Origin of the sequence: uncultured Pedobacter sp. (genome assembly GCF_913776295.1) — a bacterium.
Classification (GTDB): domain Bacteria; phylum Bacteroidota; class Bacteroidia; order Sphingobacteriales; family Sphingobacteriaceae; genus Pedobacter.
Genome location: NZ_CAJYOJ010000044.1, coordinates 78,174 through 93,081, shown reverse-complemented (window position 1 = coordinate 93,081; position 14,908 = coordinate 78,174). Strand labels below are relative to the sequence as shown.

Below are 14,908 nucleotides of genomic sequence, written 5' to 3'. Positions count from 1 at the left end.
TGCCCGCCAGAAGGAAATAAATACTTATCTTGCTTTGTATAAATCATTAGGCGGAAATTAGATGGGCAGCAATTTGAAAAACCAGTCAGGATCGATGTGGAAAACCATTTTCCAGTGGAGCGGCGTGCCGGTTTCAGTGGCCTTGGCAAATCTGATCCAGTACCTGCTGAACCCACAAAGCAAATGGTGGGATTTTTATACGGAAGCCCTCTGGACAGAAATCTGGATCACCATTGCCGGAGGCATTGCGATGTATGCCGTTATTTTCGGGATTATCAGGCTGCTGTCCGGTTGGGTGAACAGGAAAAACAGGTTGAAAGACAATATTCTGGTTCATTTTGTCCTGACCACCGGTGTGGTCATTGTCTGCATGTTCCTGCTGCTGTATCTGGAAAATGTATTTTACGAACAGCTGTGGCCGGAATCTGCTGACGGAAACGGAGAGGTGGAGGTCGATGTACGGAATTATCTCGTGGTAAATATCGTAGTTGCTGCTTTTGTCAACAGCTTCTACAATTCCTTTTTCTTTTTCGAAAAATGGAAATCGGAAGTTATGGAAACCAATAAGCTGGAAATCCTGTCGCACCAGCTTAGGGAAAATGCATTGCAAGCCGAACTGGAAGTCTTAAAGCTGCAGCTGGATCCTCATTTCCTGTTCAACAACTTCAGCATCCTGACCCAGCTCATCGAGATCAATAAAGAAGCGGCACAGGAATTTTTGTCCAGCCTTTCTAAAGTGTACCGGTACATCCTCACTACGGGTAAAAAAGACATTGTCTCCCTGGATGCGGAACTGAGGTTCGTGGAAACCTATTTCCACCTCATTAAAATCCGGCACGGTGAAACCATCCATCTGACTGTTGATGTGCCGGAAGCAGACAGAAGGAAAGGTATTCCGCCCGTTACATTGCAGCTGCTGCTGGAAAACGCTATAAAACACAATATGTCTACTCTGAAAAAACCGTTGTATTTATCGATTGTAAGCGATGATAACGGTACAATTGTCGTTAAAAATAATCTTCAGCGCATCAATATCGATTATAAAAGTACGGGTATGGGGCTGAAGAATATCAAAGAGCGGTACCAGCTGCTGGAAGGTAAAATGCCGGAAATCACAGAAACCCGTACTTCTTTTGAAGTTACACTGCCGCTCTTGAACATTTAAAAAACGGAACAATGAATTACCTGATTATAGAAGACGAAGCCCATAACGCAGCACTGCTGAAAAGCCTGGTAGGGAAAACGGATCCTGCAGCCCTACTGCTGGAAATACTTCCTTCCCTACAGGAAAGTGTGGAATGGCTGGAAGCAAATCCCGCTCCGGACGTCATTTTTATGGATATCCGGCTGGCGGACGGACTATCTTTTGAAATTTTTAACCGGGTAAAAGTCAATTCGCCCGTTATTTTTACAACGGCTTACGATGAGTATGCATTACAGGCCTTTAAGGTCTACGGTGCTGCCTATCTGCTCAAACCTATCGAAAAAGAGGAATTGAAAGAAGCACTGGAAAAGGTAAAACGGGTGCAGCCGAAAATTTCCGGAGATGAGATCAGTGCCATCATGGAAATGTTCCGTACCCGAGAGAAAACTTATAAAAGCCGTTTCCTGCTGCATTACCGGGAAACCTACAAGGTGATTCCGGTGGAAGAGATCGATTACATCTGTCTGGAAAATAAAAATGTTTACTTCCACGTGCTGGACGGAACTTCCATCGCCGTGCCGTATACTCTGGAGGAGCTGGAAGAGCAGCTTGATCCACAGTATTTCTTCCGGGCGAACCGCCAGTATATCCTGCATATCAACAGCATTGACAGCATCCACAAATATTTTAACGATAAACTGAAAGTCGTCCTGAAAAGGGACCGTCAGGCAGAAGTGATGGTGAGCCGTATCAGAATCCCTCAGTTTAAATTGTGGCTGGACCGGTAAAGGCCTATTCTAAAACCGCAATTGTTATGGAATCAAAATCTAATAGCTTAGCTAATTAAAGACAATTTACTGAAACATTATGCCCGGACCCGGAATTAACTATAAGAAACATATCATAAAAGTCAACAAGGGTCATCCCAACCCGCTATAACCTTACCGCTAATTATTTTTTACAAATAAAAAAACGCTTTATGGCAACTCTTTGCGAGACTCCATGAGCAGGCTGCATTATAATAATTACACGAAGAAAAAGCTTTTGAAATCTTAAAAAATTATATCGAAAACAAAAGTATGGATGATTCTTTTAACTGGATAGATTTGTACAATATTATCGGATATGATTTTTAACTAATATCTGAAATGGTGATTGGTGTACAACAAATTTCGTCAAACGACTTGGAACCGCACAAGCAGCTCTTTACCAGTTAAACAAACTGCTGTAACTAAGCTAAATTACGGCCTAAAGTCAGCCTCGCTGACATCAGCATTAATCTTCAGCTCAACAACAGTAAGGGTTTGTGAGCTGTCCTTATCACCAACTTTCATCTCCGAAGCAAAGGTAAGTCCTGAATATTTTTTATAAGTCAAATAAAGTGTCGTCGCAAAACTGTTTTTATTGATATCTTCTACTTTATCATCACGCAATAGCAGCTTGCTTTCCTTGTCAAAATACAACAGCTGTATCAGCCCGCTTTTACGCTTTGCCCTGATCTTATAGCAATCCTTCTCTCCTACCTTCTCTTCGCCCAGAAATTCGAGCGTCCATAATTCGGGCATAATCCAATCCAGTTCATTAAAAATATTTTTTCTATCAAACTTGTCCTTAAACTCCGCCAGATCTGCTTTTTTCACTTCTCCGTTAACGGTTTCAAAAGCTGTTTTCCCATCAAACCAATTTTGAAAGACGGTTCTGCCCTTGTACACAATCTTAAAACTACCCTTATTTGGCAATTGTTCTTTGGTGATGTAATTTACCGCTCTACCTTCCATTTCCGTTTTCAGATCGCTATACAAAGTAGTAATAGTACGGAGAAAGGATTCGCCACCCCTCGCTTCTATGCAGTTTTTAACAATTGTAACCGGATCAGGCTTTGCAACCTCCTGAGCCTGAAGCGTAGCGCCAAAGAGGGTGAGTAACAGTAAAATGGATATCGTTTTTGGAGACTTCATATTTTTACGGATTTAACGTTTTACTCTAAATGATTTTTTCTTGTTTATTTCCGAAAATTTTGATCCTGCGATAGCAACAGATAGATCGGCAATAATTTGATTAGTTCAATCCAACTCCCAACTGACTTGTTGTTCTCAACAATCAATACGAAAAAATGAACAATGAAATAAAAGATTTGGGTTAGGGCAAATTCCGTACGGCGGATCCTGCCGTAAAAAGAAAAGGGATCTTTAAACATTAGAGAGACGTTTGTATTGCGGGTTTAATTTCGCTTAAATTACGATTATTAGAATAGATGTCAAATATTTTTTCCAAAAAATGAAGACGAAATCGTGCTTCGAGTCAAGTTTATAGATGTGAACAATTTGGTCATCAACACAAAATACCAATAATAACCAGCGTCCTAGTCCAGTTGGTACAGCAAACCGGAGAAAAAATTTATGGCCTGATAGCTGTATCTAACACAAAGTCAAAACCATTATGCCTTTCAGGTTGTACTAGCTATAAGTTATACATATATGTCAGAACGTTCCGATAAAATAAAAGCATTCAATAGAAACCGGTTGCCATCCATCATCAGGCTTAAATACAGCGCCATGCTCGAAAACGCATTCCGGTTCTACCGTGGCACCTGTCATCTTTTCTATGAAAGGATTGCTTCGCTGAAAACAATGCCAAAATCGCCCGTAGGCTGGATCAGTGGCGACTTGCACCTTGAAAATTTTGGCAGTTACAGAGGTGATAATAAACTGGTCTACTTTGATCTCAATGATTTCGATGAGGCTATAAAGGCACCGGTACTTTGGGAGGTGGTACGTTTGGTAACCAGCATTTTTATCGCTTTCCAAACCCTGGAGATTGACGGGGAACAAGCCATGAATATGGCCGTACTATTCCTGAAAAGCTATGGTACGACCCTAACTGGTGGAAAAGCCATGGATCTGGATCCCAGAACGTCCAAAGGCATTACCGGCGTTTTTTTAAAACGTGCGGAAAGAAGTTCTGCAGATGAATTACTACATAAAAGGACATTTAAAAAAGGAAGAAAATTACATCTTGACACCAGTGACGAGCGTCACTTCAAACTAAAAAAAGAATTGAAAGCCGAATTGATCAGCCACATGGAAAACTGGCTATCCCAAAACAGCGACAGCCCATACAATTACTGCATTAAAGATGTAGTTTACCGGCTTGCCGGAACCGGCAGCCTCGGACAGAAACGATTTTTGTTCCTCCTGAAAAGCACGCGAAAAAAAGACCGATACCTGCTTCTTGACATGAAACAGGCTTACCCATCTTCGCTATCGCCCTTTTTGGATATTCCACAGCCCGAATGGGAGAATGAAGCCAGGCGCATTGTTTCTGTACAGAAACGCATGCAACATGTTTCGGCATCACTGCTCTCTACCGCAACATTCAAAGGAGAAGATTACGTTGTGCAGGAATTACAGCCGGTAAAAGATACCCTCAAGTTCAAACTCATCAAAGCAGAATACCGGAAACTTTATCAGGTAATTGATGATATGGGCATGCTTACTGCATCCTCTCAACTCAGGAGTTCGGGAATGGATGGTGCTGCCACAAAAGATGAGCTGAAAGCTTTTGCCAGCGAAAGAGGGTGGCAACAACAAATCCTTAATATCGCCATCGAGCAGGCAGCCCTGGTATGTGCAGACTATGGTGCCTTTCAGCAGGATTATAGAAACGGAGCATACGAGCGCCAGCAAACAAATAAAAAGAAACCTGAGCCGCTGCTGGATTAATCCTTCAATGCTGCACATTTTATGACACTATTTTTTTGCCACGTTTAACAAAACTGATCACCAAACCATCACAGGGCTAAGCGATCGCTTTAATAGAAAACACAGAGAAATAATCAATTTTTATTCTACTTCAAACCAATTAACCGAAATTTTGTATTACAATAGCGTTCGCACCAAATGCTTACCAATAAATACCAATATGGAAAACTTAACATTATCCGAAAATGCAAAAGGGTTTATGGACTATGCCATAGACACGATAAACGCCATGGATGGTGCTCCGGAGCACAATTCAGCGCAAAAAGATGAAGTGATCGCTAAGATCAGTAAACTTAAAACCTTACTGGGCAAACTTGAACAATCTTATCTTGATAATACGCCGAGCGATACGGCCTCGCCTGTGGACCCTGAATATATTGCAGCCGCCGGACACAGCTAAACAAATCATCAGTTTATAATACCGGAAACAAAGTGTATTACTAAATTTGAGAAAGTTAGCCCTGCCGATGATCAATATTTTGATACCCTTTATAAAACCCAATATTTTTTTTAACGGACACAATAAACAGCAAAAAATTACGCTTATATATACGAGAGCGTTAATTTAGATTTAAACGGGAAGCTATCTTAGGATAGGTTCCCGTTTTTCATTTTTGAAATATTTAATATCATGCGACATTACATACCGGGTTCTAACAAATTGACAAAAACCCAAAATTAAATCCCATAAATAGTTTTCACCCAGCTGGCATCTTTGGCGGAGGGTGATTTTGTACCACTCCATGAATTATCGATCCAGGTAGAACCGTCTAACTTTGTGGTGGTTGGAAGGCTGCTGTTGATGGCACCATAACCATTGTATGATCCATAAAGCATGATCGAACTAATATCGAATGTTGTCCCCCCATAATTCATACCTGTAAGCTTATTATAACCCGATTGAGCTGATGTACTGATATTGTCCCACTTTACCAGAATATAGGAGTCACGGTCCGCACGTAGCTGCTCGTGGTGTAACCCGATAGCATGACCTAACTCATGAACAACGATGCCCTTAGCTTCCGGATTGGAAAGATTCATTGTGGCCCCGCTAACATAACCTACCGTGCAATTATTTACGCTACCAGGCTGTATAGTCAGATAGTAGCCCGAAGTTACCTCTTCGAATATAATTCCAGATTTTGCTGTCCAGTCGGCCATGGCTGTTAATATCGTGTTAGTCTGCGCAGTCGTAAATCCAGCGGCAAACCGATAAGATACTTTATGGTTTGGCCATTTGTATGCACCAGCTGGCCCATGTCCTTCAGTGGTTACTTCCGGAAGTTTTGTGGTAATCTGTTCATCCGGAATAACCATATCACCGTTAAAGATATTTTTACCGTCAATTCGTTCATAACTGATCAATGATCCCAAATAATAACCCTGCCTTATTTCAGAGGCACTTTTTGCTGATGATAACTTGGCATCATCTTCAGCCGCTTTTTTACAGGCCTGAGACAGCAACAGCGATCCCCCCAGCAATAGCATAACTAATCTTGTGTTTTTCATAATGTTGATTTTGTAGTTTTAATACTAAGTTAATGTATTTTTTAATATGATAAAATATATTTCTTAACACGTGTCTGAGCTGAATGAGCCAGCATGATAATACTTATCCTCCAATTACATCCTTTTTAAACCAATTTAATTCTTAGCTGTTATACTAAACATGAACCTGAAGCATCTAAATCAGCGCGTCAACCAATTTCCATTCGTCAATGGTTAGTATTTCCGGTAACCAAAACCTTTCACGCGGTATTTGGAGACCTCACCTCTTGATCCTGTTTTTTGGAATATTAAAATTTTTGGTCCATTTAACCGCCTTAAAAGGATACGGCTATCATGCTGATGAGATTTATTACGTCGAACTTGGAAAGCAATGGCAATGGGGTTTCCCCGATATATCTCCCTTTGTTACCTGGATGGCACGTATATCAAATTTGCTTTTTGGCTCATCTTTAACCGGATACCGGATACTGCCTTGTTTTTTTTCTGCTGCAACAGTTGTAATAACGGGTTATATCACGCACTTCCTGGGCGGAAAACGTTTAGCCATTACCATCGCTTGCTCTGCGATTATTTGTTCACCTGCATTTTTAGCTACTTCCTACCTTCTGCAACCTGCTGTATTCGACGAGTTCTTTTGGACCCTCCTATCCTTCGCCTTCATTGCGTACCATAAAAGCCGTAAAACTTTTTATTTATGGCTTATGGCAGTGGCCCTGGCCTTCGGCATACTAAACAAATACAGCATCCTGTTATTGGTATTTTCAGCGTTCCTTGCCTGGTTAGTTTTTGGGCAGCGCACCTATATTACCAATTGGAAGAAGTACTTACTACCTGCATTGGTTTTCGTGTTGATTTTAGCTCCACACCTGGCCTGGCAAATAGAACATGGCTTTCCTGTTCTAAATTTTACAGCCGTGGTAGCGAAAACAAACTTTGAGGTCGACCCCGGCGATTACATTCTCCAACTGTTTTTTTTTCACGGCGCATCAGTGGCGGTGTGGTCTGCCGGACTGATTTTTCTGATGACAAACCCAAAAAGCAGGGCCTACTTCTTTTTAGGCATCGCATCCCTAGTTGTAATTGTGGTATTGTCCGTACTAAAAGGCAAGTTATATTATGGACTAGGGCTCTTCCCCCTGCTATTTGCCAACGGCGGACATTGTTGGGAGCTCATGTTAATCCGCTTCAAAAGCGCTTGTAGCGTCGTGTTTATATCAATGCTCTATACTTTTGCGCTTCTAAGCCTTCCGGTGGTGATCCCTATTTTTTCCGTTACCGATAATCAATTCTACATGTCTGAAATGGTCAGGCTAACAGGTTTTTCCCGACCGCTGCGCTATGAGGATGGAACGTATGGAAAAATGCCACAGTTTTTCGCCGACATGACAGACTGGGAATACCTCACCTCAAAATTGGAGAACGCCAGCAAACAAACGGAAACATCGGGTAAAGCCAGACTAATTTTAACCAATGATTATGCCATAGCCGGCGCCTTAAAACATTACGGCGATGCAGCGCTGCCCCTGGTCATATCGGCAAAAAACAGCTTTCTAACGCAGTCGCCCAAAAACCTGGATCAACACACCATCATTTACCTGACCAAATTAACCGGACCAAACATTCATCTCATTGCAGATCAGGTAAGGCTCATGGATACCATCCGTTCAAAAAATTCGCACATTAACGGATTACGCATCTATAAGCTGTCATTTCCTAGCCAGGCATTTAAACAACAATACGCCAGGGACCGGCTGCTGTTTATACAGAAATGATGGCCGGCCACCGAAGCTTTCCACCTAATTTCACCAGTGCCCACTTCAAACCCCTATCGAGCCACATTACCATGTATTTAACACCTAACGGGTGATCATGATGGTGGATAAAGAATCACTAATCGGTTTTTTACCCAGACACAAAAAAAGCCATCAATTTTTTTGATGGCTTTTTCTTAGATGAAATCGGCTAATTTAAGCGTGAGCATCTCTCAATGCTTTGATCGCATCGTGGCTGGCGTTAATGCCTTCCTGTTGTTTTAATAATACGGTTCTAACATTTTCACCAAGCTCATTTTCTGCCAGTGCATCACGATATGCCTTTTTTATGGCATCTTCACCGCGTTCACACTCAGCCAGGATACTGTGTCTGTCGTCGCCACCAAAGGATGCTTTAATATCGATCCAAGCTCTGTGCAACGTTCCCAAAATCGTATTTCCAGTGTCAGGAGTCTCCGCATTTCTACCAACCAATCCGGCCAGTTCTATCACGTTGTCGCGGCTATCAGTTGATAGTTTTTCAAAGGTCGCCTTTAAATCAATGTTTTCTTCTTTTAGATCGGCTGCTGCTTTATCAAAACCATCTGCTCTATCATTGTTAATCTGAATGAGATCATTTAAAATTTCTACTGTTTTTTCTGTATTTTCCATAGTTTAAATATTTTCTAATAACAACAGGGTGAGCCTGAATATGTTTGGATCAAACAAAATAAATCTTCATGCTCAGGCTTGTTTCTTTCCAATCTTTCTATTCTTGTTATAAGGCGTGGCGGTAGATCTTTGACAGCAGCAATCAGAAAACCATCAAAGCCTGCATCATGTTTCTTATTTAGGTAAAACACCGCCGATCGTATCAGAAAGGGCTTTAAAATTGGCCCTGGTTAAAATAAAAAATATTTTTTTTAAACTTTTTAGGCTGCTGTTGGTCTGTTTTATATGATAGAAATGCAAGAAACCTTAAATTTTACCACAATGCCCTTTATCATTGGTGTTTTAGCGCTGGTTTTCGGGACATTTATTTTCATCTTCGCCATGTGGCGCAGGAACAAGCGCAGGAAACTAACAGGCATTAATGGATTTACCTGCCCGGACAGAATGGTAAACACCAAAAGTATAGAAAAGCTATTGCAATTTTTAGCAGTTGTATTGTTCATATCAGGCTTTATGCTCATCACTTTCGAAGCGCTGAGAATCGAAGATAAAGTGGCGAACGAGATCACCACAGGTTAAAAAGAAAACTATAGTGATGGCCGGAGGCTTTTCAGATCATTTATTGAGGTAACCTCACGGAAAAGCGACCTAATGTACGTAAAGCGTCATGATTGCGCCAGCGACTTGCCGCTTTATGATAAAAAAGCTATATTGCTAATACCGTCCAGATTAAGCGCTCTGTTGATTTATTTTTTCATTAAAACTTTTCAAATTTGGCATTAAAAAAAGCAGGATTTTATAGGGGACCACGCTTACCCTTCAGGAAAAAAGAAGCAGAACATAAAATTAATGAGTTTATAACCACACCAGAGGTGCGATTGACGGGAGATAATGTTGAAACCAATATTTACCCGCTCGCGGAAGCGCTCAAAATAGCTAAAGAGCTAGACCTTGATCTGGTTGAAATTTCACCGAACGCCGTGCCTCCCGTTTGCAGGGTGATCGACTACAGTAAATTTCTTTACGAACAGAAAAAGAAGCAAAAGGAGATAAAAAGTAAGGCCAAGCAGACCATCATTAAAGATATCCGTTTCGGCCCAAATACAGACGATCACGATTTTCAGTTTAAGCTTAAACACGCGGTTTCGTTTTTAGAAAATGGTGAAAAAGTACGCGCCTTTGTTCACTTCAAAGGTCGTTCTATAGTTTATAAGGATCAGGGCGAAATTTTACTGTTGAGATTTGCGCAAGGCCTCGAAGAAGTAGGCAAAGTGGAATTATTGCCAAAACTCGAGGGCAAAAGAATGTTCCTAACCCTGGCACCAAAAACGGGTAAAAAGTAAAACCCGGCCATCTTAATTTTTTCAGTTAAATGCCTTGTCCGGCAGTTATCAACCCATGTTTTTACATAAACTCTGGCTAAGTGTAGGTAGATTTAATGTAGGCAACGGGCAGTTGATGATTTTATATTAAATTGATAGCGGTATAGTCTGCAGTTAGCTGCTGTCGATCAGTAAACGTTTCAGGCAGGGACCTTTTCGTTCCTGCCTGATTTACCGCTAACGATTATTTGCGTATAAAATCTATCAGATCTGCATTCAAACGATCTTTTGCGGTAATGAAAAGGCCATGTGGCTCGCCCTCATAAACCTTGTATTCTGCATGGGGCAAAAGCTGGGCAGCCTGCGCTCCGGTTGCTTTAATGGGCACGGTCTGGTCTTCATCTCCATGGATAATTAGTGTAGGCACCGTTACCGACGACATTTCTGACCTTAAATCTGTCGAAGAAAATGCGGCTGCACAGTCAAGGGTTGATTTTAAGGTAGCCTGCATGGCAATGTTCAGATCAGTGGCCAGCCTTTCGCTGCTCACCGGTTTATTCAATAACCCCTGCCCGTAAAACTGTTTTGCAAAGGTGCCCAAAAAACCGGGACGATCGTCAATAAGGCCCGCCGTAATTTCGTCTATTTTTTCCTGCGGAACCCCATCCGGGTTGTCGGGCGTTTGCAACATATAGGGTGCGATAGAACTGATTAAGACCGCTTTCGAAATACCTTTACCGCCATGTTTGCTAAAGTAGCGCACTACCTCGCCGCCACCCATCGAAAAGCCGGCCAATATGGCGTTTTCTACACCAAGTTCATCAATAAGCGCCTTTAAATCATCAGCCAGAGTATCATAATCGTAACCCGTTAGTGGTTTGTCTGATTTACCAAAGCCCCGTCTGTCATAGCTGATCACTCTGAATCCGGCATCAGTAAGGGCGGTAGTCTGGTAGTCCCACATCTGGTGATCGAGTGGCCAGCCGTGTACCAGGATAACCGGTGTACCGGTACCCAGGTCCTGATAGTGCAGGTTAATTTCTTCGCCATTTGTGGATGTTGTTTTTAAGAATTTCATAGGTTTAACTTTATTGTTTTTTAAGAATATCCTTTAGAACACCCTCAAACAGCCAATGTTTTTGTTTTTCGACCCACCCCTCCAAAATTCACAAAACCAGTGGTTGTTGCAGGCTGGTTTAGGTGAAAGTATCACCGGCAAATCTCATCAGGAGGCATTTCTTTACACAGTTTAGAAAAAACTGCTGTTATGCACTTCAACTCATCTTACCAAATCTTTTCGGAAAGCAGCAAAAATTCAATTATATTTGATTATGCGATTATACAAGTTCCTTTTGCCCATTACCCTATTTTTATCCGTTAATACAATGGCCAAAAACTGCGATTGCAGCCAGATACTTCAACAAAGTATTAAGGGGATCGAAAACAATTACGCCCTCTTTAAGATCAAGGTTAACGCAGACAATTTCAAGGAATACCAATCGTTCAACCGCCTCTATCTCATCAAGGCACAATCCATAAAACAAAGTGGAGCCTGCCAGAAACTGCTCAACGATTGGGTAGCTTATTTTAGAGATAAACATCTATGGGTTACTGTTGACACTGAAGCAGAAAAAATCGACTATATTCAGTACCGCCTGGCGTTAAAATCATATCGAAAGCGCTGGCTCGACCATAAAATTGCTAAAGATTCCATTGAAGGCTTATGGGAAATGGAAGGCTACCGTGCCGTTATTATTCCAGACCTTAAGAACTATGGCCAATTTAATGCCTTGATCGTCTCGGCAGACAATGACACTTTCAAGCCCGGGATGCTCAAGATGCACCTGATAAAAAAAGATGGTTTTTACGACATGGACTTTTATCGGCGCGACTCAACGATGGTAAGTTCGACGATCAGATTTTCCGGCAAATATACCCTGTTAGATGACGACGGCCTTAGCTGGCGTAAATTGGAACCAACCGCTCCAACTGATCACATTCCGACACTGGCTGAAATGAACCAGGCAGACCCCTACAAGCCAACGCTTAAATGGATAAACGAAAAATCGGCTATCTTTACCTTGCCCAGCTGCGCTCCGAGATTCGGATCGGTAGTCGATAGCCTGATCAATGTCCATAAAAACAAATTAGAACAATGTCGAAATTTAGTTGTCGACGTAAGGGGAAATGGAGGAGGAAGTGACAGGACCTACAGGGCCCTGCTACCCTATATGTTAACCAAAGCGAGTATACAGCCTAAGGTTGGCTACTATCTTAGCGATGAAAACGTTAAACTGTTCCGTGAGCTGGGTATCCTGGAAAAGCTAAACCCTTCAGATACTAGTAGAAGGGGAACATGGGCAACTACTTCAGAAACCCCGTATTTAAGCGCAGCTCATTATGCAAAATCTCCACAAAACGTGGCCATACTCATGGATTCCAAAACTGCCAGCAGTGGTGAAACTTTGGTGCTAAAGGGCAAAACCAGTGAAAGGGTAACCACCTTTGGTACTGCTACGGCAGGCTGCATAGATGGTTATAACGGTAATATTATCCGCTTTAACGGTGGCAGCCTACGTTACCCCACATCTATACGCACCATAAATCTCCCTCAAAATGCCATTGATCCTTTCGGGATCCTTCCCGATGTCCCAATCTCCGATACGGTATCAGATCCCATCGGTTTGATATTAGATTATTTTGAGCAGACAGAAAAAAATCCATAAATTGTAAAAGCCCCAGATTCAGAGGAGGTTTTCAATTAATTTTTCTGTCCATAAAAACAGATTTGATAACGAAACTGCCCGTAATTTAAAGGTTTTATGATCTGCTGTAACCGGTAAACACCAGGGCTGAAGCAAAACAGTGGGCTACAGTTTTTTAAATTCTATTTCCATTGTTTCCCTTCTAATCGTGCCCTCCTGGCCGTCTGACAACTTGCGTTCCAGAAACAGTTTCATATTGCTTTGATCAATAACGTTCACATTGAAATCATAATCCGTGTCAATAATCAGTTTTGATTTACCGTTCGCATCAATAGCTACCTGGTAAGAAAATGTCTCCTCCCTGCCGCCGTCATTCTGGTGAAGAATATCATTATCCCTGAAATCCCAAACCGGAGCAGGTTTAGTTCCTGATAAATCTTCCTGGTTAATCACCTGGCCATTGGCGCCATAGTAAGTGATTAAGCCGTTAGATAATTCCCATTTACCCAACACTTTTCGCTTTAGCGTGGCGGCAGTTTCCATCTGCTCCTCCCCTACACCATTTTTCTTACAAGATGAAACCATCAATGCAGTACCAAGCAGCAGGGTTAAAAAAAGCAATGCTTTTTGTATCTCTTTTTTCATAAATTATTTTTTAAACCACTAACATCCATTTCTATAAAATGTTTGTCACAACGGTTACGCAATGCATTGAATCAGTTAAAAGGTTATCCCCTGGAACTTCAGCCAACTGATTCAAATTTTACCTTCTGAAAACGATTTTGGATAACATCATGCTGCATAATCAATGCAGGAAATCATTGGGTAAAAATGGTTTAATTGCAGTATTTTTTTCTACTGGTATTCCGGTATTTTTCAGTATTAGGGGAAGATACCGGTGTGGATTTGGAACGATGTTTAACTTTTACCGCTAAATTCGCTACAGCATTTTTGGTCAAATCAGGAAATTAAATCCCTTTTTACACCATAAACGCAATTTTGTAAGTTGACATTTTACACTTAACCAAAATCACGTACCGATGAAAAAAATTGGATTTTTATTCGCACTGGCCGCTATTGTTATTTCCTGTAAGCAAAAGCCAAAAGAAAATAACATACAGGCTGCTCAACAGGAGGAACCAGCAGCCCTGCAACAGGTTATACCAGACACTACACAAACGTTTAGCTTCGAAACCATACCTTACACCAGGGCCGATCTCGGCGTATTTCCATTTTTCACTTTGCCCAAAGGACTTGCAGAAATGAACAAACCCCTGCTGAATGATTTCGACATTTGCTTTTTTCCCATTAACGGTGTGATGAAAGGCTTTGAAGGCAAATTATACAAGGCTAACATCACGGGCCAGGACGGAACAAAATTCTCACAGCACTATTTTGAAAGCAGCTTAGACAATTACCTTAAATCCGTTGGAGCCGTTAAAGTCTATTCAGGAACCATTACAAGTGAGGAATATGAACGTTACCATAAACAAGATCCAAATAAAGGAGGCGAAGGAGACATTGGCTATGATGGAGACCAAATTAATGTTTATGCCATCCGAAGTAAAGAACAAGGGAATATCCTGGTGCAGTATTCAGCTACAAATGTTGGCGCAAAGCTGAATATCCTGCAACAAAAAGCACTTACCCAAACCATTGGCAAGATCACCGCTGACTCGATTATAAAGGATCTTGCTGACCGTGGAAAGTCTATCCTTTATATTCATTTCGATACCGATCAATCCGGCATCACAACTGCTGGTGCAGAAACCGTAAATCAAATTGCCGAAGCGCTGAACAAAGATCAAAACCTGAAAATCAGCATCGAAGGACATACCGATAATACAGGTAATGCCGCCCACAACAAAAAATTGTCGGCTGATAGGGCCAATGCCGTAATGGCCGCGCTGGTTAAGCTTCATATCGCACAATCACGCCTGTCGGCCAGGGGTTTCGGTGCTGAACGCCCTCTGGTGGCTAATGATTCTGACGAAAACAAAGCAAAAAACCGAAGGGTTGAGCTGGTTAAAGTTAATTAGATGGG

The 14,908-nt window shown here is 41.7% G+C and carries 14 protein-coding genes; 9 read left to right on the top strand and 5 right to left on the bottom strand.

Annotation, left to right across the window (positions count from 1 at the left end; translation table 11 throughout):
• Nucleotides 1–94: 94 nt before the first annotated feature.
• Together QZ738_RS09050 and QZ738_RS09045 are read left to right on the top strand one after the other, a co-directional pair.
• On the top strand, nt 95–1,165 hold the full coding sequence (locus QZ738_RS09050) for a sensor histidine kinase (protein ID WP_293786748.1): 1,071 nt from the start codon (nt 95–97) through the stop codon (nt 1,163–1,165).
• A gap of 11 nt (nt 1,166–1,176) precedes the next feature.
• On the top strand, nt 1,177–1,932 hold the full coding sequence (locus QZ738_RS09045; RefSeq protein ID WP_293786746.1) for a LytTR family transcriptional regulator DNA-binding domain-containing protein: 756 nt from the start codon (nt 1,177–1,179) through the stop codon (nt 1,930–1,932).
• A gap of 453 nt (nt 1,933–2,385) precedes the next feature.
• Here QZ738_RS09045 and QZ738_RS09040 read toward each other — a convergent pair whose 3' ends face one another.
• The gene (locus QZ738_RS09040) at nt 2,386–3,102 is read right to left on the bottom strand and encodes a hypothetical protein (protein ID WP_293786744.1); all 717 of its coding nucleotides are present in this window, start codon (nt 3,100–3,102) and stop codon (nt 2,386–2,388) included.
• Between the two features lie 519 nt (nt 3,103–3,621).
• Here QZ738_RS09040 and QZ738_RS09035 point away from each other — a divergent pair.
• Nucleotides 3,622–4,866 (top strand): DUF2252 family protein, encoded by a 1,245-nt coding sequence (locus QZ738_RS09035; RefSeq protein ID WP_293786742.1) that lies wholly within the window; start codon nt 3,622–3,624, stop codon nt 4,864–4,866.
• Nucleotides 4,867–5,065: 199 nt separating this feature from the next.
• Nucleotides 5,066–5,305, top strand: coding sequence for a hypothetical protein (locus QZ738_RS09030; RefSeq protein ID WP_293786740.1), 240 nt, complete (start codon nt 5,066–5,068; stop codon nt 5,303–5,305).
• Between the two features lie 278 nt (nt 5,306–5,583).
• On the opposite strand, the gene QZ738_RS09025 is transcribed toward QZ738_RS09030, so the two are convergent.
• Nucleotides 5,584–6,414, bottom strand: a complete 831-nt coding sequence (locus tag QZ738_RS09025) for a M12 family metallopeptidase (protein ID WP_293786738.1) — start codon at nt 6,412–6,414, stop codon at nt 5,584–5,586.
• Nucleotides 6,415–6,710: 296 nt separating this feature from the next.
• Here QZ738_RS09025 and QZ738_RS09020 point away from each other — a divergent pair, with 296 nt between their 5' ends.
• Nucleotides 6,711–8,186, top strand: coding sequence for a glycosyltransferase family 39 protein (locus QZ738_RS09020; RefSeq protein ID WP_293786736.1), 1,476 nt, complete (start codon nt 6,711–6,713; stop codon nt 8,184–8,186).
• A 195-nt stretch (nt 8,187–8,381) separates the two neighbouring features.
• Here the strand turns inward: QZ738_RS09020 and QZ738_RS09015 are convergent, their stop codons facing one another.
• Entirely contained in the window at nt 8,382–8,837 is a 456-nt protein-coding gene (locus tag QZ738_RS09015) for a PA2169 family four-helix-bundle protein (protein WP_293786734.1), read from the bottom strand.
• A 294-nt stretch (nt 8,838–9,131) separates the two neighbouring features.
• On the opposite strand from QZ738_RS09015, the gene QZ738_RS09010 reads away from it, so the two are divergent.
• Nucleotides 9,132–9,416 (top strand): hypothetical protein, encoded by a 285-nt coding sequence (locus tag QZ738_RS09010; RefSeq protein ID WP_293786732.1) that lies wholly within the window; start codon nt 9,132–9,134, stop codon nt 9,414–9,416.
• A gap of 194 nt (nt 9,417–9,610) precedes the next feature.
• Nucleotides 9,611–10,180 (top strand): translation initiation factor IF-3, encoded by a 570-nt coding sequence (gene infC, locus QZ738_RS09005; RefSeq protein WP_293786730.1) that lies wholly within the window; start codon nt 9,611–9,613, stop codon nt 10,178–10,180.
• Nucleotides 10,181–10,403: 223 nt separating this feature from the next.
• Here the strand turns inward: infC and QZ738_RS09000 are convergent, their stop codons facing one another.
• Nucleotides 10,404–11,237, bottom strand: coding sequence for an alpha/beta hydrolase (locus tag QZ738_RS09000; RefSeq protein ID WP_293786729.1), 834 nt, complete (start codon nt 11,235–11,237; stop codon nt 10,404–10,406).
• Nucleotides 11,238–11,490: 253 nt separating this feature from the next.
• Between QZ738_RS09000 and QZ738_RS08995 the strand changes: the two genes are divergently transcribed.
• A complete protein-coding gene (locus QZ738_RS08995) occupies nt 11,491–12,885 on the top strand; it encodes a S41 family peptidase (RefSeq protein ID WP_293786728.1) in 1,395 nt (464 codons plus the stop codon).
• 144 nt (nt 12,886–13,029) lie between these two features.
• Here QZ738_RS08995 and QZ738_RS08990 read toward each other — a convergent pair whose 3' ends face one another.
• Nucleotides 13,030–13,509 carry a hypothetical protein gene (locus QZ738_RS08990; RefSeq protein ID WP_293786727.1) on the bottom strand — a complete coding sequence of 160 codons (480 nt, stop codon included), beginning with the start codon at nt 13,507–13,509 and terminating at the stop codon, nt 13,030–13,032.
• Between the two features lie 395 nt (nt 13,510–13,904).
• On the opposite strand from QZ738_RS08990, the gene QZ738_RS08985 reads away from it, so the two are divergent.
• Nucleotides 13,905–14,903, top strand: coding sequence for an OmpA family protein (locus QZ738_RS08985; protein WP_293786726.1), 999 nt, complete (start codon nt 13,905–13,907; stop codon nt 14,901–14,903).
• Nucleotides 14,904–14,908: the final 5 nt, after the last annotated feature.

What these genes read in the sequence shown, in the direction of transcription:
- QZ738_RS09050 (WP_293786748.1), top strand. Translation starts at nt 95, where the DNA reads ATGTGGAAAACCATTTTCCAGTGGAGCGGCGTGCCGGTTTCAGTGGCC.
- QZ738_RS08995 (WP_293786728.1), top strand. Translation starts at nt 11,491, where the DNA reads ATGCGATTATACAAGTTCCTTTTGCCCATTACCCTATTTTTATCCGTT.
- QZ738_RS08985 (WP_293786726.1), top strand. Translation starts at nt 13,905, where the DNA reads ATGAAAAAAATTGGATTTTTATTCGCACTGGCCGCTATTGTTATTTCC.
- QZ738_RS09040 (WP_293786744.1), bottom strand. Translation starts at nt 3,102, where the DNA reads ATGAAGTCTCCAAAAACGATATCCATTTTACTGTTACTCACCCTCTTT.
- QZ738_RS09045 (WP_293786746.1), top strand. Translation starts at nt 1,177, where the DNA reads ATGAATTACCTGATTATAGAAGACGAAGCCCATAACGCAGCACTGCTG.
- QZ738_RS09035 (WP_293786742.1), top strand. Translation starts at nt 3,622, where the DNA reads ATGTCAGAACGTTCCGATAAAATAAAAGCATTCAATAGAAACCGGTTG.
- QZ738_RS09030 (WP_293786740.1), top strand. Translation starts at nt 5,066, where the DNA reads ATGGAAAACTTAACATTATCCGAAAATGCAAAAGGGTTTATGGACTAT.
- QZ738_RS09010 (WP_293786732.1), top strand. Translation starts at nt 9,132, where the DNA reads ATGCAAGAAACCTTAAATTTTACCACAATGCCCTTTATCATTGGTGTT.
- QZ738_RS09000 (WP_293786729.1), bottom strand. Translation starts at nt 11,237, where the DNA reads ATGAAATTCTTAAAAACAACATCCACAAATGGCGAAGAAATTAACCTG.
- QZ738_RS08990 (WP_293786727.1), bottom strand. Translation starts at nt 13,509, where the DNA reads ATGAAAAAAGAGATACAAAAAGCATTGCTTTTTTTAACCCTGCTGCTT.
- QZ738_RS09025 (WP_293786738.1), bottom strand. Translation starts at nt 6,414, where the DNA reads ATGAAAAACACAAGATTAGTTATGCTATTGCTGGGGGGATCGCTGTTG.
- QZ738_RS09015 (WP_293786734.1), bottom strand. Translation starts at nt 8,837, where the DNA reads ATGGAAAATACAGAAAAAACAGTAGAAATTTTAAATGATCTCATTCAG.